Below are 21,982 nucleotides of genomic sequence, written 5' to 3'. Positions count from 1 at the left end.
CATTCCCAGGATTCGACCATGGCCCACGCTCCCCAGATCAAGGTTCCCGCCACCTACATGCGCGGTGGCACCAGCAAGGGCGTTTTCTTCGCGTTGGATGACCTGCCCGAGGCGGCCCGGGTTCCCGGTCCGGCCCGTGACCGGCTGCTGATGCGCGTCATCGGCAGCCCCGATCCCTATGGCAAGCAGATCGACGGCATGGGGGGCGCCACCTCCAGCACCAGCAAGACCGTGATCCTGAGCCGCAGCACCAGGGCCGATCACGATGTCGATTACCTGTTCGGGCAGGTGTCCATCGACAAGGCGTTCGTCGACTGGAGCGGCAATTGCGGCAACCTCTCCGCCGCGGTCGGCCCCTTCGCGATCCGCAACGGCCTGGTTGAACCGGCCCGCGTGCCGCAGGACGGGATCGCGGTCATCCGCATCTGGCAGGCCAATATCGGCAAGACCATCGTCGCGCACGTGCCGATGACGGGCGGCGAGGTGCAGGAAACCGGCGATTTCGAACTGGATGGCGTGACCTTCCCGGCCGCCGAGATCCAGTTGGAATTCCTCGATCCGGCCGAGGAAGGCGACGGCGGCGCCCTGTTCCCGACCGGGAAGCTGGTGGACACGCTGGAAGTGCCGGGCATCGGCACGTTCAAGGCGACCATGATCAATTCCGGCATTCCCACGATCTTCCTGGAAGCCCAGGCGCTCGGCTACACCGGCACCGAACTGCAGGACGACATCAACAACGATGCGGCGGCGCTGGCCCGGCTGGAGACGATCCGCGCCCACGGGGCGCTGAAGATGGGGCTGATCTCCCGGCTGGAGGAAGCCGCGTCACGCCAGCACACGCCGAAGATCGCCTTCGTTGCCGCGCCGAAGGACTACACGGCTTCCAGTGGCAAGAAGATCAGTGCGAACGACATCGACCTGCTGGTCCGGGCGGTGTCGATGGGCAAGCTGCACCATGCCATGATGGGCACGGCCTCGGTCGCCATCGCCACGGCGGCCGCGGTGACCGGCACGCTGGTGAATCTGGCCGCGGGTGGCGGCGAGCGGGAAACCGTGTGCTTCGGGCATCCGTCGGGCACCTTGCGCGTCGGCTCGAAGGCGCAACTGGTGAACGGCGAATGGGCGGTCAGCAAGGCCATCATGAGCCGCAGCGCCCGCGTGCTGATGCAGGGCTGGGTGCACGTGCCGTTCGCCGGGTGAGAACCGGCCAAAGGGCGGTCCCTGCCTCCGGGACCGCCCTTTGGCTCTTTTGCAGGACGCGTGGACGAGGAACAGCACAGTGACCGCAGCCGGCAGTACCGCCACTCCTTCGAACTGGCTCACCGACATTGCGTCCACTGCCCCGGCGCGCCTGCTGATCGACGCCCCCGGCGCCCGCAGCGTGACCTATGCACAGGCCGAGGAAACGACGCTGCGCCTCGCGACCGCGTTGCGACAGATGGGGCTCGTCCCGGGAGATCGGGTGGCCGTGCAGGTCAGGAAATCGCCCGAGGCGTTCCTGCTCTATCTCGCCTGCCTGAGAGGCGGCTATGTCTTCGTGCCGCTCAACACCGCCTATACCCTGGCTGAACTCGACTATTTCCTCAGGGATGCGGAGCCGGGCCTCTTCGTGTGCAGGCCGGAGCAAAAGGCAGAATCGGAACCGCTCTGCAAAGCGGCGGGGGTGGAGCGTCTCGAAACGCTCGGTATCGCAGCGGACGGATCGCTGTTTGATTTTGCACGGGACCTCAAGGGCGATCCCGCCTGCCTGTTCGACGGCCAGCCCGATACGCTGGCCGCCCTGCTCTACACCTCGGGCACGACAGGCCGGTCCAAGGGAGCGATGCTCACGCATCGCAACCTCGCCTCCAACGCCGCCGCGCTGGTGGAGGCCTGGCGCTTCACCGGCGACGACAAGGTCCTGCACGTCCTGCCGATATTCCATACCCATGGCCTGTTCATTGCCGGGAATACCGTGCTTGCCGCCGGGGCCGGCATGATTTTCCCCGACCATTCCGACCCGGCCCATGTCATTGCCGAAATGAAACGCGCGACCGTCTTCATGGGTGTTCCCACCCATTACACGCGGCTGCTCGCCAGCCCCGCGCTCACCAGGGATGCCACGTCCTCCATCCGGCTGTTCGTGTCCGGTTCGGCACCGCTCCGACCCGAAACACACCGGGAGTTCGAGGCGCGCACGGGTCATCGCATCCTGGAACGATACGCAATGACCGAAACCGTCGTCATCACTTCGAACCCGCATGACGGCGAACGGCGCCCGGGCGCCGTGGGCTTTCCCCTTCCCGGCGTGAGCGTGCGGCTTTCCGATCCCGCGAGCGGTGCGGTCCTCAGTGGCGGCGAAGCGGTCGGGATGATCGAGGTGGCCGGTCCCGGCCGCTTCGTTGGGTACTGGCGCAATCCCGAAAAGACCGCGGAGGACATCCGCGAGGACGGCTTCTTCCGGACCGGCGACCTCGGCCGGATCGACGAGGACGGCTATCTCCATATCGTCGGCCGGGCCAAGGACCTGATCATCTCAGGCGGCTACAATGTCTATCCCAAGGAAGTCGAAAGCGAACTGGACCAATTGCCGGGAATCCGCGAGGCCACCGTGGTCGGCCTGCCCCATCCCGATTTTGGCGAGGGCGTGACCGCGTTCGTCATTCCGCTCCCTGGCGCGCATCCGGTCGAAGCGGACCTGTTGTCACAACTCGGCAAACGCCTTGCCAACTACAAGCAGCCGAAGCGCATCCTGTTCGTCGACGAGTTTCCCCGCAACGCTTTGGGCAAGATCCAGAAGAACGTGCTGCGGGACACCCATCGGGATCTCTACGAGGTCCGAACACGGACGTGACGAAGGAAACCCGTCCGCATCACGTTGGGGCTTCGCCCCAAACCCGACCAGGAGGCTTTGCCTCCTGGACCTCCACCAAGGGCTTCGCCCTTGGAACCCATTCCGTGCCGCGCAGCGCTGATAGGGTGCAGGGGTCCCCTGACCCCTGCTGGGTCCAGGGCAAAGCCCTGGCCTTCCTTCCTCAAGATTCTGGCTTGCTGCCATAGAACACGCGTCGCGGCGAGCCGTTGATGTCGCCGTTGAAAAGCCCCGCCCCCTGACCGATGGTGATGCCCGCCAGGTGAAACCATGGGGAGAGGGTCGTGCCTCACGTCATCGTCAAACTCTACGCGGGCCGGTCGGACCAGCAGAAGGCCAGGATCGCCGAGGAAGTAACCAAGGCCATCGTCGCCAGCGCCGGCTGCGGCGAGGCCGCCGTTTCGGTCAGCATCGAGGAATTCGCCCCGGAAGACTGGGGCGAGCAGGTCTACCGGCCCGACATCCTCGAACGCCCGGACACGCTCTACAAGAAGCCCGGCTACAGCCCGCCCTGACACGCGGCGGGTCTGGTGTCATTCGGTAAATGTTTCAGAAATCGAGTACGAAATATCCTTGACATCCACGCCCTCCGGTTTCAACATTCCCCCATAACAAAAGGAGGAGGTCGCAATCGACGAAGTAACTCCACCTGAATACTTGTGGTTGTCGCTCGCCTTGGCAGCGGCAATGATCCATCAAAGTCCAAGTCTGGCCCGGGACATGCACCCCAGGGCGTGAAGCAACCCTTCACACAAGACCCCCGTTGCCGCCATGGGCGCACGGGGGTCGATGCGTCAGGTCTGCGCGTAGCCGACGTAGTCATTGCCGGTGGCGGGGTTCGTGCCGGTGAAGAAATGGGCGCCCGGCACCTCGAGAAAGCCCTGCTGCACATGCTGCAGCGTGTAGGCCAGCCGTGCGCCGTCGAAGAGCTGCAGCGCACCGAAGTGGGTTCCGTAGATCAAGGGCTGGATTTCGTCGGGAACGAAGGTGACCCGATCGAAATGAACGCCCTTGAGCTCGATTCGGTTCTGCGTCGTGCCGGGATGGCTGGCGTCCGGGGCTGCGGGCAGGCTGACGGCGATCCCGCCCTGGAAACGCATCGGCGGCGGCGCGTCGAGGACCAGCTTCGTGACGGTGCCGCCGGCGCCGCCGCCGTCCAGCCTGAACCAGGACGTGCCGGGATCACCGCGGACCTCCACGGTGCCGCTGCTGCCACGCGGGGTGGTGGCGCCCGGCGCGGTGCCGGCGATCTCGACATTGGCGCGGGTGACATGGGTGACATCCAGCACCGCCCGGCCGGATGCCCCCGCCCCCGTCCCGACCCTGACGGCGGAATTGGCGTTGCCCCCACCGTCGAGGGTCTTGCGAACATCGAGCGTGCCCGACGCCACGCTCAGGGTCGCGCCGTCCGTGGTGCCGGACCGCAGGCTGAGATTGCCGACGGTGAACGGCGCGCGATGGCCACCGGCGAAGGTCACGTCCACGCCCGGCGCGATGGCCACGTTCAGGTCGGCGCCGCCGCGCGGCACCTGCCGGCCCGCCCAGGTGCGCGGGTCGAACCAGGCGCCGTCCCTGACCGCCACCGCAAGCCGCGAGGCCGGCCGGTGCCTGTCCGTCTCCAACACGGAGGCCGAGGCGGTATTTCCCATGCGGATATCTCCAGGAACAAGGATTATCAACGCATCCGATAATCTGCACTATGCGAATCCACAGATTATCCTGCAGTTACTTCTGGAGATACTTCACACGATCTGTCCAGACAAAGCCGCGACATGACCGGCGCGACAGGCGGGGCGCCCCCGCCCGCCCTCACGCCGCCGACTGCAGCCGCAGCGCCGCGATCGCCTTGAAATGGTGCAACCCCAGCCGGTACGAACGCATGATGCTCGCCACCGGCTTCGGCGGCACGCTGCATCCCGGCGATCCGAACGGCGGTGGGGCCGGACGCAAGGCGATCCATGCCCAGTTGGACAATTCCCTCCGCCGCCTCCGCACCGATTACGTCGATTTCTGCTGACAGCACCAATGGGATCCGCACACGCCGCCCGAGAAGACGTTATCGATGCCGAACGATCTTGTCGGTGCCGGCCTGGCAGGTGGCCGAGGCGGTGACGCTGGCGCGGCTGGGAAGCGCCCTGCGCCTTGCAGGTGGAATACTCGTTGCTGGCCCGCACCGCCGAAGGCGGCCAGTTCGGGGTGGCGCGGGCCTATGGGCTCAGCATCGTGCCCTGGAGCCCGCTGGCCTCCGGCCCCCTCTCGGGATCAACGGCGTGACCTCGACGCCGTTCCGCCGAGGCCGCCCAACAACGGCGGTCACTTGTAATTTTTGCGGTTTTGATTCAAATTCCACACAACTCACTGTAGGTTCCCCGTCCCGGGCCCCTGCCGCCCGATGCCGCGAAAGGGAACGAACATGCCTGATGCCGTGCGCGCCCGTGCCATCGCCTTGTCCCTGATGCTCGCCACCGCCCTCGCCGCCCCGCTGGCGGCGCAGGAAGCCGCAAGCGGCTGGAACGAGTTCGCCCTCATCCAGAGCGGGGCGAACAGCCGGCCGGGCCCCCGCCAGTTGCCCGCCCGCAGCATCCCGGTGCCGCAGGCCGGGGTCAGCCCCGGGCAGCAGGCGGTGATCGCCGCGCCGTACCCGCCGGGCTGGAACGCCGCCCCGAGGACGGTGGCCGAATGGCAGGATCTGGTGGTGCGCAATGCCGCCCCTACCCTCGCCGCCTTGCCGGGCCTGCGCGAGCAGTTGGGCGTCACCTCGGAGCCGGTGACCATCGCCGGGGTGAAGGCGTTCGTCGTGCAGCCGCGCGTGCTGCCTGCCGTCAACCGCGACCGGGTGCTGCTGCACCTGCATGGCGGCGGCTACGTGTTCGGCCCCGGCGAGGCGGGCACGCGCGAGGCGGTGCTGCTGGCGGCGCATGGCGGGTTCAAGGTGGTGTCGGTGGATTACCGCATGCCGCCCGAAGCACCCTATCCGGCGGCGCTGGACGATTCCGTCGCGGTCTACCGGGACCTGCTGAAGACCACGTCGGCCCGGCGCATCGGCGTGTTCGGCACCTCCACCGGCGGTGGCCTGACGCTCGCCCTGGTGCTGCGGGCGAAGGCCGAGGGATTACCGCTGCCCGCCGCCATCGCCCCCGGCACGCCCTGGTCGGACCTGACCGAGACCGGCGACAGTTATTTCGTCAACGAATTCGCCGATAACCTGCTGGTGTCCTGGAAGGGCTGGCTCGGCCATGCCGCCGCGCTCTATGCCAACGGCCATGACCTGCGCGATCCGTACCTGTCGCCGGTCTATGGCGACTTCACCGGCTTCCCGCCCGCCATCCTGACCTCGGGCACGCGCGACCTGTTCCTCTCCAACACCGTGCGCGTCCACCGCAAGCTGCGCCAGGCCGGCGTGGAGGCGGACCTGCATGTCTTCGAAGGCCAGTCCCACGCGCAGTACTACGCCGATCCGTCCGCGCCGGAGACCATCGAATACCATGCCGAGGTGGCACGGTTCCTCGACGCCCACCTCGCCCGCTAGCGCCCTGATTGAAAGGGGCACCTTGCTTCTTCGCCTTGCCAATCAGGCGTGGTGTCCACCGGCGCGTCCAACACCCGGCAAGCGGTATCCACGCCTGCATCAAGGCGCTTGACGCCGATCCCGCGTCTTGCCGCCGGATCAGGCCCGTCGCTGATATCCCTGCCGCCATCGGACGCTTTTGCCGGCGCACACCCCAGGTCACATCTTTGTGCATTACGAAACGTAACAGGGACAAAGCCCGGCGGTAGCGGATTTAGGCCTTCCCCAAAACGCCCAGGTACGATTCGCTAGGGTTACGTTGACGTTTCCCAATCCATCCAAAATGTTTCGCGCAGAAAAGGCGAACGATCCGAAGCGCACTGGCAAAGAGGGCAGGCACCGCGTGGGAAGAGGCTGCTCCGCGATGACCAGGGCCATTGCGGAGCGGATCGGAATGAAGCCGTCCCCTCCTGCTGTCCTTCATGCGCGCGGTCAGCCGGCCCGGCCGAGCAGGGTGTGTTCGCCACTGGAAAGGATATCACGTGAAAGCAGTCATGGCGGGTCAGCCGATCCCTCTGCATCAGAAGGCAAAATCCTGGATCGAGACTTACAAGCACCACCGCCGGGCCGCGACCGGGCACGTGGGTAACGATATTTCCTATCACCTGGAGCTCATCGGCCATCTGAATCGTTACGTTGGGGTCAATGTATCATCTGCCCGCATCCTCGATCTCGGCTGCGGGCAGAAGGCCGTTCAGACGGCCCTCTTCCACGCCGATGGGGCCACGGTCAGCGGCATCGACGCGGAAATTGCCACTTTCAGCTTCGGGCCGCGCACCTTCCTTCGCGCGCTGGCCAGTCACGGGCCAGAGCGTGCGTTCAAGTCGCTCGCCCGCCACATCCTGTTCGATGGCGCCTACACCCGCGACCTCTTCGAAAAATATGGAAAGCCCGCTTCCTACGACGGCATCGATGTACGTGTCATGGACGCCACCGCAATGGCATTCGACGATGCCACCTTCGACCTCGTCAGCTCGAAAGCCGTCCTCGAACACATCAACGACGTTCCCGCCGCCTTGCGGGAGGTGAACCGTGTCCTCAAGCCAGGCGGCATAGCAATCATCAACGCCCACCTGTTTTCGAGTCTCTCCGGAGGGCATTGCCTGGCATGGGCCGATCCGGACCGAAGCCCTCCTCAGAACGTTGCTCCCTGGGACCACCTGCGGGAGAACAGGCATCCGCCGGGTGTGTATCTCAACCGGATGAAGCTGCCTGAATACAGGGCTGCCTTCGACGCGGCCCTTTGTGTCGTGGACGAGGCTGTCGTCCTGGAAGGAGAGCGGCACCTCCTGAAGGATATCGAGATTGAACTGGCGGCCAAAGGCTACACACGGGAAGACCTCCTGACGCGGGAGGTGCGCTTCATTGCGCGCAAGCGGCAATGACCGCGGGACGCACATCCCTGTGCGCAAATCATGTTGGTCCTGACCCGGGTTGCATCGATGCCGCCCTGGTGTCAGGGGGAACTGGCGTTTCCGCCATCCGGCCCGTGCCGCGGTAAGGCCGGGTCTTCCGATCGCGGCAGCACCAGGATCGCGGCGTCCGGCGTCGCCTCGCCGCGCAATGCCCCGGCGAGATCGGCGACGATCCGCTCGGCGATGCCGTTCCGGTAATGGTGCGGGTCCCAGTAATTGTCGTCATCCAGCGTGATCGGGCCCGGGATCATGAAGTCCACCACGGCAAGGTTGGGCAGGCTGCGCCCGAGTGCCGCGACGCGGCGCTTGCACTCGGTCTGCAGCGCCAGGGCCGGCCCGGGCGCCTGCGCGATGAGGCGGTGGTTGTAGGGTACGAAGAACAGCAGCTTGAGCGTCCGCTCCGGCACCGCGGCAAGCGCCGCGCGCAGCCGGTCCACCCCCGGCAGCGCCCAGGACGCCGGCGCGGCGGCATCGTCCTTCGGCATGTCCCATGGCAGCGCCTCCCGCAGCCGGACCGCCGCGCGCGCCCGGTCGTACTGCGCGTCGGGTGGCACGAACCGGGTGTAGCCGTCGCGACCATAGACACGCGGCGCCAGGCCGGTCCATTGCGCAAAGGCCTGCCCGGCCTTCTCCAACGTGTACATGTCGAACATGTGCTGGTAATCGCCCCAGCGCCCCGGCCAGGATTCGTCATAGAGCCACTCGGGGAAACGCCGGAACGTGTATCTGGCATCCACCGGCGGGGTCACGCACCATTCCCGGTCCAGTCCGATCGCGATCACGCGTGGCCGGGGATGGTGTCGCAGGAACAGCGCCAGCAGCCGCGCCTGTTCGTAGGAAGTGGCGCTGTTCATCGAGAGATTGGCGAAGCGCGCGCCGAAGACGGGGTTCAGCGCCGCCGGCCGCAGCAGGCGACTGGTGGAAGTGCCGAACAGCGCACTGTCGAAGCGGGGATCCCGGGCGAGCGCGGGGAAAGCGTAGCGGGCATTGCCGTCCACCGGGCCACGGTCGAACCAGGGCAGCGACAGCGGCAGGTTGCCATAGGGATCGACGCCCATGATGAACAGCCAGGCCAGCGCGGCCGCACCGCCGGCGGTAGCCAACAGCGTGCGCCAGAAGCGACGCCACGCCCGCTCAGAACTGGAAGTAGATGAAGGCATTCTGCAAACGTCCCCCGGCCAACAGCAGCAATGCCACCGCCGCGATCCCGACCGGAACCGCGAGCCAGGGCGAAGGCCGCAGCCACCGCCCGAGCGCCACCTGCCCGCTGGTCGGCCCGAGCAACGCCATCGCCGCCCCTGCCGCCAGCATCCAGCCATCCGGGAATTTCACCGCCCCGGCTCCACCGCCGCCCGCCAGCCCCTGCACCATGTGCCAGGCGGTGGCGAAGTCGGGCGCGCGGAACGGCACCAAGGCCACCACCACGAAGGCCAGCGTCAGCCCCCATCCCAGGCCCCATGGCAGGCGCAGCCCCGTCCGGCGCCATGCCCCATGCAGCGCCAGCGCCATCCCGTGCAGCCCGCCCCAGGCGACGAAGGTCCAGTTGGCGCCATGCCACAACCCGCCCAGCAGCATGGTGACCACGAGATTGGCTGCCTGCCGCGCCGCCCCCCGCCGGTTACCGCCTAGCGGCACGTAGAGGTAGTCGCGCAGGAAGCGAGACAGCGTCATGTGCCAGCGCCGCCAGAAGTCGCGGATCGAGCCCGCCCGGTACGGCGCGTCGAAATTCTGCGGCAGCACCAGGCCGAACATCAGCGCAAGCCCGATCGCCATGTCGGAATAGCCGGAGAAGTCGAAGTAGATCTGCAGCGCGTAGCCCCACGCCCCCGCCCAGGCCTGCGCCGCGTTCGGCACCGCACTGGCCGCGCCGGCGAAGACCTGGTCCACCCCCGGCGCCAGCGTGTCGGCGATCCACAGCTTCTTGGCCATGCCGATCAGGAACAGCACCAGCCCGCGCGACAGCCGCTCCCACATCCCCGGCCGCCGCGGATCGGCGCGAAGCTGGGGAATGATCTCGTTGTGCCGCACCAGCGGGCCCGCGATCAACTGCGGGAAGAAACTGACGAACAGGCAGAAATCGACGAAGCCGTAGACGTGCCGGTCCCCTCGTCGCAGGTCGATCAGGTAGGAGATCTTCTGGAAGACGAAGAAGCTGATGCCAAGCGGCAGCGTGAGCGCGAGCGGCGTCCAGCCCGCCCCCACGAGCCATGTGATGTTGCTGCCGATGAAATCGGCATATTTGAACCAGCCCAGCGCGCCGAGATTGAGCGCCATGCCGAGCAGCGGCAGCGCCACCCAGGGATAGCGCAGATACAGCCGGCCGATGCCCCAGGTGGCCACGGCAAGTCCCGCCAGCAAGGGCAGGAAGCGCAGGTCCCACCAGGCATAGAAGGCCAGCGACGCCGCGATCAGCAGCCCCTCGCGCGCCCGCTGCCAGCCGGCCAGCGCGTAGTACAGCGCCAGCACCGGCGGCAGGAAGCCGAGGATGAAGATCTGCGAATGGAAAAGCACTCTGTCCCGTCCCGGCGGAAGGATCGGACGCCGCCGCTCAGCGCTCGGCGTGGAACATCCCGCGCCGCCAGCGCCAGTCCGGCCGGCGGAAGCGGATGTGCCGGAACCCCAGATCGCGCAGCAGCGCCTCCATGCAGGCGCGGTTGGGGGCCCACCAGTTGGTCGGATCGCCGTCGAGTTCCGCGCCCGGGTAGAACCGCATGAACGGCCGCCGGCTGAACGGCGCGACGATGCGGCTTTCCACCACCAGCACCTCTTTCGCCAGTGTCGCCACCTGTTCCAGCGCGGCGAAGGGATGGCGCAGGTGATAGAACAGGCCACAAAACAGCACGATATCGAACCGGCCCACCCGCTCCTCGGTCAATGCCTCGACCGGCGCGTCCAGCACCTCGATCTGTGGCGCGAGCCGGCTGCGCGCCAGGTCCAAAGCGCGTCGGTCGCCCCAGCCCTCGTGCCAGACATAATGGTCGGTCGCCAGCACGCGCGCGGCCCCCCGCCGGACCGCCTCGATGCTGTAGGCGCCGTCCCAGCAGCCGATGTCCAGCACCGACCTGCCCGCGAGCGGCCGGTCGAAGATCAGCTTCGCCATGCGGCGGATCTTCGGGGCCTTGATCACGCCCGGACTGAGCACGCCGTTGCCGAAATCGATCTGGTGGAACCAACGCAGGGCATTGACCTGCCGCGTGAAATCGCCATCGGCATCGACATCCATGACGTCTTCCCGTTCCGCTGAGCCAGCCTTGCCGCGATACACGCGACCCGGCATTCCGGCACATCAACAAACGGTATGAATGCCGGGGCGAAACGGCGGCCACGGCCCGGCGCCGCCGGACAAATGCGGGCGCAGGGGCTTCACCCTGCGCCCGGCAAGGTCAGGCCGTCCCGTTGCAATCGAAGGGATATCCGGCCTGCAGGCACATCAATCAGTCCGGAATCATGCCGCACGAATGCCGGAAAGGAAGCCGTTCACCGCCTGCCGCAGTTGCGTGGTCTGGGCCGCGATCTCATCGGACAGGGTCCGCACGTGGCCCGCGGTCTTGCGCGAATCGTCGGCCGCCTCCCCCACGCCGGCGACGATCCTGGAAACGTCGCGTGCCGCGGCCGCGGTCTGCTGGACATTGCGCGCGATCTCCGTGGTCGTGGCGCTCTGCTCCTCGATGGCCGTGGCAATGCCGGTCGTGATCTCCCTGGACTGGGTAATGACCTCGCCGATGGCACGGATGCCCGACGCGGTTTCCGCGGTCACGCGCTGGATGTCCGCGACCTTCGCCGCGATCTCGGTGGTGGCCTTGGCGGTCTGCCCCGCGAGGTTCTTGACCTCGGCCGCCACCACGGCGAAGCCGCGCCCCGCCTCGCCGGCCCGGGCGGCCTCGATGGTGGCGTTGAGCGCGAGCAGGTTGGTCTGGCCGGCGATCGAGGAGATCAGCTCGACGATGGCGCCGATCTCCTGGGCTGCCGTGGTCAGGCCCTGCACCTGGGCATTCGCCTGCCCGGCAGACTGCACCGCTTCCGTCGCGATCCGGGTCGAGGTTCCCACCTGCTTGGAAATCTCGCCGATCGAGGCGGACAATTCCTCGGCCGCCGAAGCGATGGTCTGGACAGCGGTGTTGGCCTCGGCCGACGCGGCCGAGCCGCTGGCCGCCTGCCCGTGGGTCCGCTCGGCCACCGTGGTCATGCTCTCGGCGGCGCCCCCCATCCGGTCCGCGGCGGCCGCGAGCCCTTCGACCACGCCACGCACCTTGGCCTCCAACTCGTTGGCCAGGGCCGCCAGCGCGGTCTTGCGCTCGGCCTCGGTCCTGGCCTGGGCGGCGATGCGGTCCTGCTGCGCCTGCTTCAGGTCGGACGCGGTCTTGCACAGCGCCACCGCCAGCGTGCGGGTTTCGTCGTTCTGCGTGACCTCCAGCCGCTCATCCAGCCGCCCGGCGGCGATGCCTTCGGCGAAGCGCGCACTGGCCTGGATGGGGCGGGCGATGCCACCGGCAACCAGCCACATGCCCCCGACCGCCGCCGCCACCAGCAGCAGCGACACGGTCAGCTGCATGGCGATGTCGCTGGCGCTGCGCGCGCTCAGCTTCGCCTCCAGCGCGGCGGCCTCGGCCATCACCACCTGACGCGGCACGGTGATCAGCACCGCCCATGGCGTCTTCGCGCGTCCCAGGGTGATCGGCGACAGCGCCCGGAAACTGTCGCTGCCCGGATCCAGCGCTACGCTCTGGCGGCTGCCGCGGATGGTGTCGAGGTCTTCCTGCCAGGTGGAGGTATACGACCGGAAAGAGCCGCCGACGGCGGCGGGATGCGCGCTCGCGGCGACCACCAGCCCCTTGTCGGTGACGATGGAGACGGACGCCTTGCCGTCGTAGAGCTTGCTGCTGACCTCCTCGGCAAGCTTCTGCACGAAGGCAAGGTCGAAATCCGCCCCGGCGACGCCGCGGAACCGGCCGTCCACCATGATCGGCACCGACATCGTGGCGAGATAGACGCTCTTGCCCTGCACCACATAGGGCAGCGGGCCGAGGATGCTTTCCCCGTTCCCCTCCATCGGCCCGATATACCAGCCACCCTTCATCACGCCGTTCGGATGCAGGTCGCGGCTGTCGTATTCGACCAGGGGCTGGATCGCGACGCGCCCGCCGGCATCGCGGGTCCAGTACGGCAGGAAGCGTCCGGTGGCATCGGAGCCGACATCGTGCCGATTGCGGAAGCCGGCGTCGTTGCCGTCGAGGGCGTTGGGTTCCCAGGCGCTGTAGGTGCCGTTGAAGCGCGGGTTGCCCTTGAGCACGTTGAGCAGCATGGCGTTGAACTGCGTGCGTCGCAAATCCGGCCGGGTGCCGCCCTGCTCCGGCACCTGCGCCAGCGCCTCGAAGCTGCGCGCCATGTCCCGGGCCGCGTCGAAGGCGGTGTCCAGTTCGGACCGGATGATCCCGGCCTGGGTCGCGGCGAAGCCGGCCAGCCGGTCCCGGGTGGTCGCGTCGAGCAGGCGGTTCACGCGCTCGGCCACGTAGTCGCGGGTGCTGTAGGCGGACCACGTCCCGTAGCCGAGCAAGGCCGCGGTCGTCGCGAGAACGGCCGCCGCCGAGAAAACCGCGATCTTGCGCTGGATACTTGAAAGCAGCATGCCCGCCAACCTGTCAGTGAAAGTTAACTACCGGCACATAACATAGTTAATCAACTTTCAGTTGATATTATAGACAGGACTGCAGATTGTCTGCACTGAAGTGCATATCTTTTTTCTTGATTGCGACTCGCCACATAAAGCGGCACCGCCTGCATCAGCCGGGCAGCACCAGTTCATCCTGCAGGAAATCGAGGAAGCTGCGCACGCGCAGGGCGAGGCGATCCTGCGCGGAATACACGGCATGGATGTCCTCGCCGTCGCCCGGATGATAGGGCGCCAGGATCTCCACCAACCGCCCCGCGCGCAAATCCGCCGCCACATGGAAATGGCCAAGCCGGGCGATGCCCCCGCCGGCGACCGCCATCATCCGCACCACCTCGCCCGAATTGCCCAGGAAGTTGCCTTCGACGGGACGATGCATCGTGCGGCGGGCGATCTGGAACGGCCAGCCATCCACCGAGCGGCGAAAGCTGAACTGCAGGCAACTGTGCCCGTCCAGGTCCATCGGCGTCCGCGGCGTGCCCCGTGCCGCCAGATAGGCCGGGCTCGCCACCACCACCATCCGGCTGTGCCCGAGCTTCTTCGCGTGCAGCCTGGTTTCCCGCAGCTTACCGATGCGAATCGCGATGTCTGCGCGTGCCTCGACCAGGTCGACCACCTCGTCCGACAACGCCAGATCGAGCGTGACCTTCGGGCAGCGTGCGATGAAGCGCGGCAGAATTGGCAGCAGGCACTGCGTCCCGAATGGCACCGAGGCGTTGATGCGCAGTAGCCCGCTCGGGCCTTCCCGCTCATGGCCCAGGCCGCGCTCGGCCGCCTCGATCTCCGCCAGCAATCCGGACATGCGGTCGCGATACCGCTCGCCCTCCGGCGTCAGCGCCAGCGAACGGGTGGTCCGGCGCAGCAGCACGACCCCGAGCCGCTGTTCCAGCCGGGCGATGCCGCGGCTGACGGCCGAGGAGGTCAGCCGCAACAGCTTCGCCGCGGCGGCGAAGCTGCCGGCCCGTGCGGCGGTCAGGAAGATCTCGATGTCGCCGAGGCGGTTGTCCATGCGCAATTCGTGACTCGGAATCACTTCTGAAATGCAGCCGCGCATGCTAATCACCAATCAGGCTGCCGCATATCTCCTTGCCGGAGATTTGCAAGGAGCCGCCCCATGGATCTGCAACTGCACGGCAAGACCGCCCTGGTGACGGGATCGACGGCGGGCATCGGCCTTGCCATCGCCCGGCGGCTGGCGGCGGAAGGCGTGGATGTCGTCATCACCGGCCGCAGCCAGGAGAAGCTGGATGCCGCTGCCGCCGAGATTGCGGCCGTCGGCCAGGTGCGCCCGGTCCTCGCCGACCCGGCCACCGCCGCCGGCGCGGCCGCGCTGGTCGCGGCGGTGCCGGAGGTTGACATCCTGGTCAACAACCTCGGCATCTACGAAGCGAAGCCCTTCGTGGAGATCAGCGACGAGGACTGGCACCGTTTCTTCGAGGTCAACGTCGTCAGCGGCGCGCGCCTGGCCCGCCACTATTTCCCGCGCATGCTCGCGCGCGATTGGGGCCGGATCATCTTCATCGCCAGCGAGAGCGGCCTGCTGCCGCCCGCCGAGATGGTGCATTACGGCATGACCAAGACCGCGCAGCTTGCCATCGCCCGTGGTCTTGCCGAACAGACGCGCGGCACTGGCGTCACCGTGAACTCGGTGATGCCAGGCCCGACGCGCTCCGAGGGGATCGTCGAATTCATCCGCTCGGTCGTCGACAACAAGGACGCCCCCGAGGCCGAGCGCGAAGCGGAATTCTTCCGCAAGATGCGGCCGCTGTCGCTGATCCGTCGCCTGATCGAAGCGGACGAGATCGGCGCCATCGTCACGTATCTGGCCAGTCCGTTGGCGGCGGTCACCAACGGTGCCGCGGTGCGGGCCGAAGGCGGTATCGTCCCCACCATCGCCTGAACAAATGTAGGGCGGATCAGCGCAGCGCAATCCGCCGTCGGGGCTTCGCCCCAAACCCCACCAGGAGGCTTCGCATCCTGGACCTCCACCAAGGGCTTCGCCCTTGGATCCCATTCTTTGCCGCGCAGCGAGACTGGGGTGCAGGGGCCTTATGGCCCCTGCCGGGTCAAGGGCAGAGCCCTTGCCTTACGCCACCAATTCCGCCAGCGAAGCTTCCAGAATATCGAGCCCCTCGATGAGCTGCGCTTCCGGAATCGTCAACGGCGGCAGGAAGCGGATGGCATTGCCCCACACGCCGCAGGAGAGGATCAGCAGCCCCTTCTCCGCCGCGCGCGCCACCAGTTTCTTCGTCAGCTCCGGTGCCGGTTCCCGTGTCACCCGGTCCTTCACCAGTTCCATCGCCAGCATCGCGCCGAGCCCACGCACGTCGCCGATGCAGGAGAACTCATTGCGCTGTGCCATCGCCCGCAGCCGCCCGCCGATGATTCCGCCGAGCGTGCCGGCGCGTTCCACCAGCTTCTCCTCGGCGATGACGTCCAGCACCGCGAGCCCGGCCGCGCAGGACATCGGGTTGCCGCCATAGGTGCCGCCGATCGCCCCCACCTTCGGCTTGTCCATCACCTCGGCGCGGCCGATCACGCCGGAGATCGGGAAGCCGCCGCCCAGGCTCTTGGCCACGGTCATCAGGTCGGGCGCGACGCCGGAATGCTCCACCGCGAACAGCTTGCCGGTGCGTCCGAAGCCGGTCTGGATCTCATCGACGATCAACAGGATGCCGTGCCGGTCGCAAACCTTGCGCAGCGCCTGCATGAAGTCCGCGGGCGCGGGATTGAAGCCGCCCTCGCCCTGCACCGGCTCGATGATGATGGCGGCCACGCGTGCCGGGTCGATATCGGCGCGGAACAGCGTGTCCAGCGCCTGCAGCGACTGTTCCACCGAAACGCCGTGATAGGCGTCGGGGAACGGCACATGGTAGATCTCGCCGGGCAGCGGGGCCACGCCCAGCTTGTACGGCGCCACCTTGCCGGTCAGTGCCACGGTCAGCAGGGTGCGGCCGTGGAAGGCGCCGGTGAAGGCCACCACCCCCGGCCGGCCGGTGGCGATGCGCGCGATCTTAACGGCGTTCTCCACCGCCTCGGCGCCGGTGGTGACGAACAGCGTGCGCTTCTCGCCCGGCCCCGGCATCAGCCCGTTCAGCTTCTCGGCCAGCGCCACGTAGGGCTCGTAGGGCGTCACCTGGATGCAGACATGCGCGAAATGATCGAGCTGTTCACGCACCGCCGCCACCACCTTCGGATGGCGGTGCCCGGTCGCCACCGCGGCGATGCCGCTGGCAAAGTCGATGTAGCGCTTGCCGTCGGCGTCCCAGATCTCGGCGTTCTGCGCGCGTGCCGCATAGATCGGCAGGTTGGTGGACAGGCCCGCCGGCACCGCGCGCTCACGCCGCGTCTGCAGGCTCAGATTGGCATTCATGATCTCGCGTCGTCCTCAGGTGACAAGGAAAACTCTCAAGCGGCCTCGAATCCGTCGAGGAAACTCGCCAGGTTCTGCTTCAGGTCGGCGACCGCATAGCCACCTTCCTGCACCAGTACGGTCGGCAGGTCCATTGCGGCAACGGCACGGCCGATGCGCGCAAAGCCGGGCGTGCTGACGCGGAAGCCCTGGTACGGATCGCCCTCGTACGGATCCAGGCCCAACGACAGCACCAGCACTTCCGGCCCATAGGCGCGGATCGCCGCGATCAGGGCAGCGATGGCATCCAGCACCGCGTCCTCGCTGCTGCCGACCGGCAGCGGCAAGTTCAGATTGGTACCCAGCCCCCGCCCCACGCCACGCTCATGCGCATAGCCGGCCAGGAATGGATAGAACACCGCCGGATCGACATGCACCGAGGCGAAAAACACGTCGTCGCGATCGTAGAAGATCTCCTGCGTCCCATTGCCATGGTGCAGGTCCACATCCAGGATCGCCACGCGCGGCCGCCGCCCCTGCGCCGGCAACAGCGACAGCACCTCCTGCGCCGCGATCGCCGCGTTGTTGAGATAGCAGAACCCGCCGACACGCTCGCGGCCGGCATGATGGCCCGGCGGACGGCACAGAGCGTAGGCACTGCGCGCCTCGCCACGTCCCACCAACCTTGCCGCAGCCACCGCGACATTGGCCGAAGACGCCACCGCCGCCCAGGTGCCGGCCCCGATCGGTGCGGCGAGATCGAAGGAATGATAGCCGGCCTGCCCCATGATATCAGTTGGATAGCCGCTCATCCCCGGCCCTTGGAACACGTTGGGAATCACCACCTCGCTGAAATCCGGCCGCGCCGTCCAGCGCGCATGCACCGTTTCCAGATAAGTCAGCAATTCCGGCGTGTGTACCGCCGCCCGCGGCGCCGAACCGGCGTCCGGCGCCACCGTCAGCGGATTGCCGCGCTTCCGTAGCATCGCCAAAATCGCATCGGCCCGCTCAGGCAACTCCGGCATCGGCACCATCTGGCCACGCTTGAAGAAAGCCGCCGGACGATGCAACACCGCATCAGGGTGATGGAACGCTGGAATCATCAGATCCTCCACGGCACCGTCGGGGCGTTGCCCCGAACCCCACCAGGAGGCTTTGCCTCCTGGACCTCCACCAAGGGCAAAGCCCTTGGATCCCATTACGCTGTCGCGAGCACCGCATCACACAATACCTGGCAGCCGATCGCAGCATGCCCCGGCTCGATGTTCTCGGCAGGATGATGGCTCACCCCACCCTCGCAGGGAATGAACACCATCGCCGTCGGCACCACCCTTGCCATGTAAACGGCATCATGGCCGGCCCCGGACACGATATCCGACGCCACCACGCCACGCGCCGCCGCCGCCGCGCGCACCCGCCCGACCAGCACCGGATCAAACGGCGTCACCGGAAAACTCCAGAAATCCTTCAGCGCCACCGCGATGCCATCCCGGCTCAATCCGTCGCAAACGGCACGCAAATCCGCCTCCATGCGATCGAGCGCCGCCTCCTGCTCATGCCGCAGGTCAATGGTCAGGAAAGCACGGCCCGGAATGACATTCCGCGAATGCGGCGCCACGTCGAGAATGCCCACCATCCCACTGCCGCCATGCGCCTTGCCGATGCGCTCCACCTCCAACACCAGCTTCGCCCCGGCCACCAGGGCATCCCGACGCAATTCCATCGGCGTTGGCCCGGCATGCGCCTCGCGCCCGGTCACCACCGCCTCGAACCAGCGCTGTCCCTGCGCGCCGGTGACCACGCCCACTTCATGGCCGCGGGCCTCCAGCACCGGCCCCTGCTCGATATGCGCCTCGAAATAGGCGGCAACCGGATGCGCCGCCAACGCCGCCGGCGCGCTGCCGCGCCAGCCCAGCCGCTTCAGTTCGTCCTCCAGCCGCGCCCCGTCCTGCGCCACTGCATCCAGCACCGCGCACTCGGGGAAGACCCCGGCGAACACCCCCGATCCCATCATCGGCGGCGAGAACCGCGCGCCTTCCTCGTTCATCCACACCGCGATCTCGATCGGATGGCGCGTGGCGACACGGGCCGCGTTGAGCGCGCGCACCACTTCCAGCGCCGCCAACACGCCATAGATACCATCGAAGCGCCCGCCGCTGGGCTGGGTGTCGAGATGGCTGCCCATCAGCACCGGCGGCAGCGTCGCATCACCACCAGGCCGGCGCACGAACAGATTGCCTACCGCATCGGTGTGCAACACGCAGCCTTCCGCCGCACACCAGCCGGCGAACAGCGCGCGCCCGGCGGCATCAGCATCGGTCAGCGCCTCGCGCCGGCTGCCGCCTTCCGGCGTGGCGCCAACCCGCGCCATGTCCATCAGCGACTGCCACAGCCGCGCCCCGTCGATCGCCACCGTCGCGTTCCCGTTCGTCGCCATCTCGTCCTGCCTTCCTCGTCCCGTTCAGTCGCCGTGGCTGCGGCCGCGCAGATCGGCCAACGCGTGCACCATGCGCAGCGTCGGCACTTCCACCGCCAGCCGCTCCGCCAGCTCGATCACCGCCCCTAGCATCGCCGCCAGCTCCAGTTGCTGCCCGGCCAGATGGTCCTGCAGCATGGACGTGCGGAACGCCCCGATCGCCGCCGCCGCCTCGATGCGCGCCTCGATCGACATCACCGGCGCAATCCCCAGGCGCTCACCCACCGCTTGCGTCTCCATCATCATCCGCCGCGCCAGCGCGCAGACCGGCAGGTCGGCACAGATCGCCTCCTGCGTCGCCCCCGTCAGCACGCTCAGCGGATTGAAGGCGGCATTGCCGAGCAGCTTGGTCCAGACATGCGCGCGGATATCCTCGACCGCGTCACCCTCCAGCCCACCAGCGCGGAACGCCAGGGCGATCTCCGCGGCCGAGAGCCGGCCAGCGCGGGACCGCGCGCCCCCGCCCGCCCCCGGCTCGCCGAACATGCAATCCCCCCCGCGCACGTGATGGATGCGCCCGATGCCGGTGCGCTCCACCGCGACATAGGTAACACCGCCGATCACTTGCGCGAATGGAATCGCCGCAGCAAGCCCGCCATCCACGTCCAACGCGGCCAGCCGCTCGCCGCCCGCCAGCTTGGGGCGGCCGTACAGGAACCACCAGGGCACGCCGTTGAGCACCGGCACGATCGCGGTGCGCGGCCCGGTCAACTGCGACACCGTGCCGAGCACCCCCGGCAGTGCGTACGCCTTGACGCACAGCACCACCGCGTCCTGCGGCCCGACCGAGAGCGGATCGTCGGTGACCGCCACGGCATGCCGCGTGACCTGCCCCTGTGGCGAGGTCAGTTCAATGCCCTGGTCGCGGATCGCCCGCACCACGAGGCTGCGGCGGGCGATCAGCGTCACCTGGTGGCAGGCGGCGAGCCGCGCCGCGAACAGGCAACCGACCGCGCCGGCGCCGACGATGGCGATGCGCATCGCCCGTCCTTTCATCCCGCCGTGCCGGACGCCGCGTCCTGCACCTGATCCAGTCCGCGCGGAATCTGCCAGTCCCGCCCTGGCACCGCGTCCAGCAGCAATTGCGTGTAGGGATCGGTTGGCCGCGACAACACCTCGGCGGCCGGGCCGTATTCGACGATGCGGCCGCGATGCATGACGCCGACGGTGTCGCAGATTTCCGCGGCGATGCGCAAATCGTGGGTGATGAACAGCATGGCGAGGTTGAAGCGGCGGCGGATGTCGTCCAGCAACCGCAGCACCTGCGATTGCACCGAGGCATCCAGCGCCGAGACCGGCTCATCGGCGATCAGCAGCGCCGGCCGCACCGCCAGTGCGCGAGCGATCGAGATGCGCTGGCGCTGCCCGCCGGAGAATTCGTGCGGATAGCGCGCCGCCGCCGCCGCCGGCAGCCCGACCAGTTCCAGCAGCTCGCGGGCACGGGCGCGCGCCACCTCCGCCGCCTCGCCGAAGGCGATCGGCCCCTGGGCGATGATGTCGCCGACGCGGTGGCGCGGATTGAGCGAGGCGTACGGGTCCTGGAACACCATCTGCACGTCGCGGCGGAACGGCTTGAAGCGGCGCCGGTCGAGCCCCAGCAGGTCGGTGCCCTTGAACCACATGCGCCCGCCATCGGGCCGCACCAGCCCGACCACGGTGCGCGCCAGCGTCGACTTGCCGGAGCCGGATTCACCCACCAGCCCGACGGTTTCGCCGGGATGGATGGTCAGGTTGATGTCGTCGGCCACCACCAGTTCCCGCCCGCCGCGGCCGCGATAGGCCTTGCGGATGCCGTCGGCGGCCAGTAGCGCCTCGCCCTGCCGCTCGAACGGCGGACGGGGCGCGCCATGCCCCGGCAGGGAAGCGATCAGCTTGCGCGTGTAGGGGTGCTGCGGCCGGTTCAGGACCTCCTCGGCGCGACCAAGTTCCACCAGATGCCCGTGCTGCATCACCGCGACGCGGTCGGCGATCTCCGCGACCACGCCGAAATCATGGGTGATGAACATCACCGCCATGCGCCGCGTCCGCTGGATGTCGCGGATCAGCTCCAGGATCTGCTTCTGCGTGGTGACATCAAGGGCGGTGGTCGGCTCGTCGGCGATCAGCAGGTCCGGCTCCAGCGCCAGTGCCATGGCGATCATCACCCGCTGGCGCTGCCCGCCGGACAGCCGGAACGGATAGCTGCGCCTGATCGCCTCGGGATCGGGCAGGCCGACCGCGGCGATCAGTTCCAGCACCCGCTCGCGCCGCTGCGCGCGGTCGAGGAGCGTGTGGATTTCCAGCACTTCCTCGATCTGCGCGCCGACGCGCATCAACGGATTGAGCGCGGTCATCGGCTCCTGGAAGATCATGCCGATGCGCTGGCCACGCAGCGCGCGCTGCTCCGCCTCGGTCATCGCCAGCACGTTCTGTCCGTGCAGCAGGATTGCCCCGGCGGCGACGCGCAGCGCCGGCTTCGGCAGCAGCCCCATGATGGCATGCCCGGTCACCGACTTGCCGGATCCGGATTCGCCAACCACGCACAGGATCTCGCGCGGGAAGATGTCGAAGGAAACGCCCTCGACGGCGAAGGCCCGGTCGCCGCCCTCGGGCAGCGCCACGGTCAGGCCGCGGATCTCCAGCAACGGCACGGCGGCGGCGGGGTCGGCCATC

19 protein-coding genes are annotated in these 21,982 nt (G+C 67.8%); 8 read left to right on the top strand and 11 right to left on the bottom strand.

Annotated elements, in window-relative coordinates:
* Window positions 1–18 precede the first annotated feature (18 nt).
* From prpF to NBY65_RS20175, 3 genes are all read left to right on the top strand, one after another.
* A complete protein-coding gene (gene prpF, locus NBY65_RS20185; RefSeq protein WP_150042888.1) occupies window positions 19–1,200 on the top strand; it encodes a 2-methylaconitate cis-trans isomerase PrpF in 1,182 nt (393 codons plus the stop codon).
* 79 nt (window positions 1,201–1,279) lie between these two features.
* Window positions 1,280–2,833: a malonate--CoA ligase gene (locus NBY65_RS20180; protein ID WP_239002931.1), complete on the top strand. Its 1,554-nt coding sequence runs from the start codon at window positions 1,280–1,282 to the stop codon at window positions 2,831–2,833.
* A gap of 302 nt (window positions 2,834–3,135) precedes the next feature.
* Window positions 3,136–3,366: a tautomerase family protein gene (locus tag NBY65_RS20175; RefSeq protein ID WP_150042889.1), complete on the top strand. Its 231-nt coding sequence runs from the start codon at window positions 3,136–3,138 to the stop codon at window positions 3,364–3,366.
* Between the two features lie 279 nt (window positions 3,367–3,645).
* Here the strand turns inward: NBY65_RS20175 and NBY65_RS20170 are convergent, their stop codons facing one another.
* Window positions 3,646–4,500: a hypothetical protein gene (locus NBY65_RS20170; protein WP_150042890.1), complete on the bottom strand. Its 855-nt coding sequence runs from the start codon at window positions 4,498–4,500 to the stop codon at window positions 3,646–3,648.
* Window positions 4,501–4,730: 230 nt separating this feature from the next.
* Between NBY65_RS20170 and NBY65_RS20165 the strand changes: the two genes are divergently transcribed.
* The 4 genes from NBY65_RS20165 to NBY65_RS20150 all read left to right on the top strand — a co-directional run bounded on the left by NBY65_RS20165 (window position 4,731) and on the right by NBY65_RS20150 (window position 7,804).
* Window positions 4,731–4,868 carry a hypothetical protein gene (locus tag NBY65_RS20165; protein ID WP_203330610.1) on the top strand — a complete coding sequence of 46 codons (138 nt, stop codon included), beginning with the start codon at window positions 4,731–4,733 and terminating at the stop codon, window positions 4,866–4,868.
* Window positions 4,869–4,993: 125 nt separating this feature from the next.
* On the top strand, window positions 4,994–5,125 hold the full coding sequence (locus tag NBY65_RS20160) for a hypothetical protein (RefSeq protein WP_203330611.1): 132 nt from the start codon (window positions 4,994–4,996) through the stop codon (window positions 5,123–5,125).
* A gap of 139 nt (window positions 5,126–5,264) precedes the next feature.
* Complete coding sequence (locus tag NBY65_RS20155; RefSeq protein ID WP_150042891.1) at window positions 5,265–6,380, top strand: alpha/beta hydrolase; 1,116 nt, start codon at window positions 5,265–5,267, stop codon at window positions 6,378–6,380.
* A gap of 521 nt (window positions 6,381–6,901) precedes the next feature.
* Entirely contained in the window at window positions 6,902–7,804 is a 903-nt protein-coding gene (locus NBY65_RS20150; RefSeq protein ID WP_162530717.1) for a class I SAM-dependent methyltransferase, read from the top strand.
* A gap of 71 nt (window positions 7,805–7,875) precedes the next feature.
* On the opposite strand, the gene NBY65_RS20145 is transcribed toward NBY65_RS20150, so the two are convergent.
* From NBY65_RS20145 to NBY65_RS20125, 5 genes are all read right to left on the bottom strand, one after another.
* Window positions 7,876–8,994, bottom strand: a complete 1,119-nt coding sequence (locus NBY65_RS20145) for a hypothetical protein (protein WP_150042893.1) — start codon at window positions 8,992–8,994, stop codon at window positions 7,876–7,878.
* Window positions 8,969–10,345, bottom strand: a complete 1,377-nt coding sequence (locus NBY65_RS20140; RefSeq protein ID WP_150042894.1) for an MBOAT family O-acyltransferase — start codon at window positions 10,343–10,345, stop codon at window positions 8,969–8,971. Before NBY65_RS20140 ends, NBY65_RS20145 begins: the two co-directional genes overlap by 26 nt.
* A gap of 37 nt (window positions 10,346–10,382) precedes the next feature.
* Window positions 10,383–11,057 carry a methyltransferase domain-containing protein gene (locus tag NBY65_RS20135; protein ID WP_162530718.1) on the bottom strand — a complete coding sequence of 225 codons (675 nt, stop codon included), beginning with the start codon at window positions 11,055–11,057 and terminating at the stop codon, window positions 10,383–10,385.
* Window positions 11,058–11,279: 222 nt separating this feature from the next.
* Window positions 11,280–13,460, bottom strand: coding sequence for a methyl-accepting chemotaxis protein (locus NBY65_RS20130; protein ID WP_150042896.1), 2,181 nt, complete (start codon window positions 13,458–13,460; stop codon window positions 11,280–11,282).
* Between the two features lie 154 nt (window positions 13,461–13,614).
* Window positions 13,615–14,511, bottom strand: a complete 897-nt coding sequence (locus NBY65_RS20125) for a LysR substrate-binding domain-containing protein (protein WP_150042897.1) — start codon at window positions 14,509–14,511, stop codon at window positions 13,615–13,617.
* A gap of 105 nt (window positions 14,512–14,616) precedes the next feature.
* On the opposite strand from NBY65_RS20125, the gene NBY65_RS20120 reads away from it, so the two are divergent.
* A complete protein-coding gene (locus NBY65_RS20120) occupies window positions 14,617–15,402 on the top strand; it encodes an SDR family NAD(P)-dependent oxidoreductase (RefSeq protein WP_150042898.1) in 786 nt (261 codons plus the stop codon).
* Window positions 15,403–15,588: 186 nt separating this feature from the next.
* On the opposite strand, the gene gabT is transcribed toward NBY65_RS20120, so the two are convergent.
* The 5 genes from gabT to NBY65_RS20095 form a co-directional block, all read right to left on the bottom strand.
* Window positions 15,589–16,875 carry a 4-aminobutyrate--2-oxoglutarate transaminase gene (gene gabT, locus NBY65_RS20115; protein WP_150042899.1) on the bottom strand — a complete coding sequence of 429 codons (1,287 nt, stop codon included), beginning with the start codon at window positions 16,873–16,875 and terminating at the stop codon, window positions 15,589–15,591.
* Between the two features lie 35 nt (window positions 16,876–16,910).
* Window positions 16,911–17,957 (bottom strand): histone deacetylase family protein, encoded by a 1,047-nt coding sequence (locus NBY65_RS20110; protein ID WP_162530719.1) that lies wholly within the window; start codon window positions 17,955–17,957, stop codon window positions 16,911–16,913.
* 95 nt (window positions 17,958–18,052) lie between these two features.
* Window positions 18,053–19,291 (bottom strand): Zn-dependent hydrolase, encoded by a 1,239-nt coding sequence (locus NBY65_RS20105; protein WP_150042900.1) that lies wholly within the window; start codon window positions 19,289–19,291, stop codon window positions 18,053–18,055.
* 24 nt (window positions 19,292–19,315) lie between these two features.
* Window positions 19,316–20,311 carry a ketopantoate reductase family protein gene (locus NBY65_RS20100; RefSeq protein ID WP_162530720.1) on the bottom strand — a complete coding sequence of 332 codons (996 nt, stop codon included), beginning with the start codon at window positions 20,309–20,311 and terminating at the stop codon, window positions 19,316–19,318.
* Window positions 20,312–20,322: 11 nt separating this feature from the next.
* Window positions 20,323–21,981 (bottom strand): ABC transporter ATP-binding protein, encoded by a 1,659-nt coding sequence (locus NBY65_RS20095; RefSeq protein ID WP_150042902.1) that lies wholly within the window; start codon window positions 21,979–21,981, stop codon window positions 20,323–20,325.
* Window position 21,982: the final 1 nt, after the last annotated feature.

This window comes from Rhodovastum atsumiense (assembly GCF_937425535.1).
GTDB classification, from domain to species: Bacteria; Pseudomonadota; Alphaproteobacteria; order Acetobacterales; family Acetobacteraceae; genus Rhodovastum; species Rhodovastum atsumiense.
The sequence above is the reverse complement of the archived record's forward strand: the minus strand, read 5'-3'. Positions and strand labels throughout refer to the sequence as shown.

Coding starts and splice junctions, on each gene's coding strand:
- NBY65_RS20155 (WP_150042891.1), top strand. CDS start 5,265: ATGCCTGATGCCGTGCGCGCCCGTGCCATCGCCTTGTCCCTGATGCTC.
- NBY65_RS20170 (WP_150042890.1), bottom strand. CDS start 4,500: ATGGGAAATACCGCCTCGGCCTCCGTGTTGGAGACGGACAGGCACCGG.
- NBY65_RS20120 (WP_150042898.1), top strand. CDS start 14,617: ATGGATCTGCAACTGCACGGCAAGACCGCCCTGGTGACGGGATCGACG.
- NBY65_RS20095 (WP_150042902.1), bottom strand. CDS start 21,981: ATGGCCGACCCCGCCGCCGCCGTGCCGTTGCTGGAGATCCGCGGCCTG.
- prpF (WP_150042888.1), top strand. CDS start 19: ATGGCCCACGCTCCCCAGATCAAGGTTCCCGCCACCTACATGCGCGGT.
- NBY65_RS20100 (WP_162530720.1), bottom strand. CDS start 20,311: ATGCGCATCGCCATCGTCGGCGCCGGCGCGGTCGGTTGCCTGTTCGCG.
- NBY65_RS20110 (WP_162530719.1), bottom strand. CDS start 17,957: ATGATTCCAGCGTTCCATCACCCTGATGCGGTGTTGCATCGTCCGGCG.
- NBY65_RS20165 (WP_203330610.1), top strand. CDS start 4,731: ATGATGCTCGCCACCGGCTTCGGCGGCACGCTGCATCCCGGCGATCCG.
- NBY65_RS20130 (WP_150042896.1), bottom strand. CDS start 13,460: ATGCTGCTTTCAAGTATCCAGCGCAAGATCGCGGTTTTCTCGGCGGCG.
- NBY65_RS20145 (WP_150042893.1), bottom strand. CDS start 8,994: ATGCCTTCATCTACTTCCAGTTCTGAGCGGGCGTGGCGTCGCTTCTGG.
- NBY65_RS20135 (WP_162530718.1), bottom strand. CDS start 11,057: ATGGATGTCGATGCCGATGGCGATTTCACGCGGCAGGTCAATGCCCTG.
- NBY65_RS20105 (WP_150042900.1), bottom strand. CDS start 19,291: ATGGCGACGAACGGGAACGCGACGGTGGCGATCGACGGGGCGCGGCTG.
- NBY65_RS20125 (WP_150042897.1), bottom strand. CDS start 14,511: ATGGACAACCGCCTCGGCGACATCGAGATCTTCCTGACCGCCGCACGG.
- gabT (WP_150042899.1), bottom strand. CDS start 16,875: ATGAATGCCAATCTGAGCCTGCAGACGCGGCGTGAGCGCGCGGTGCCG.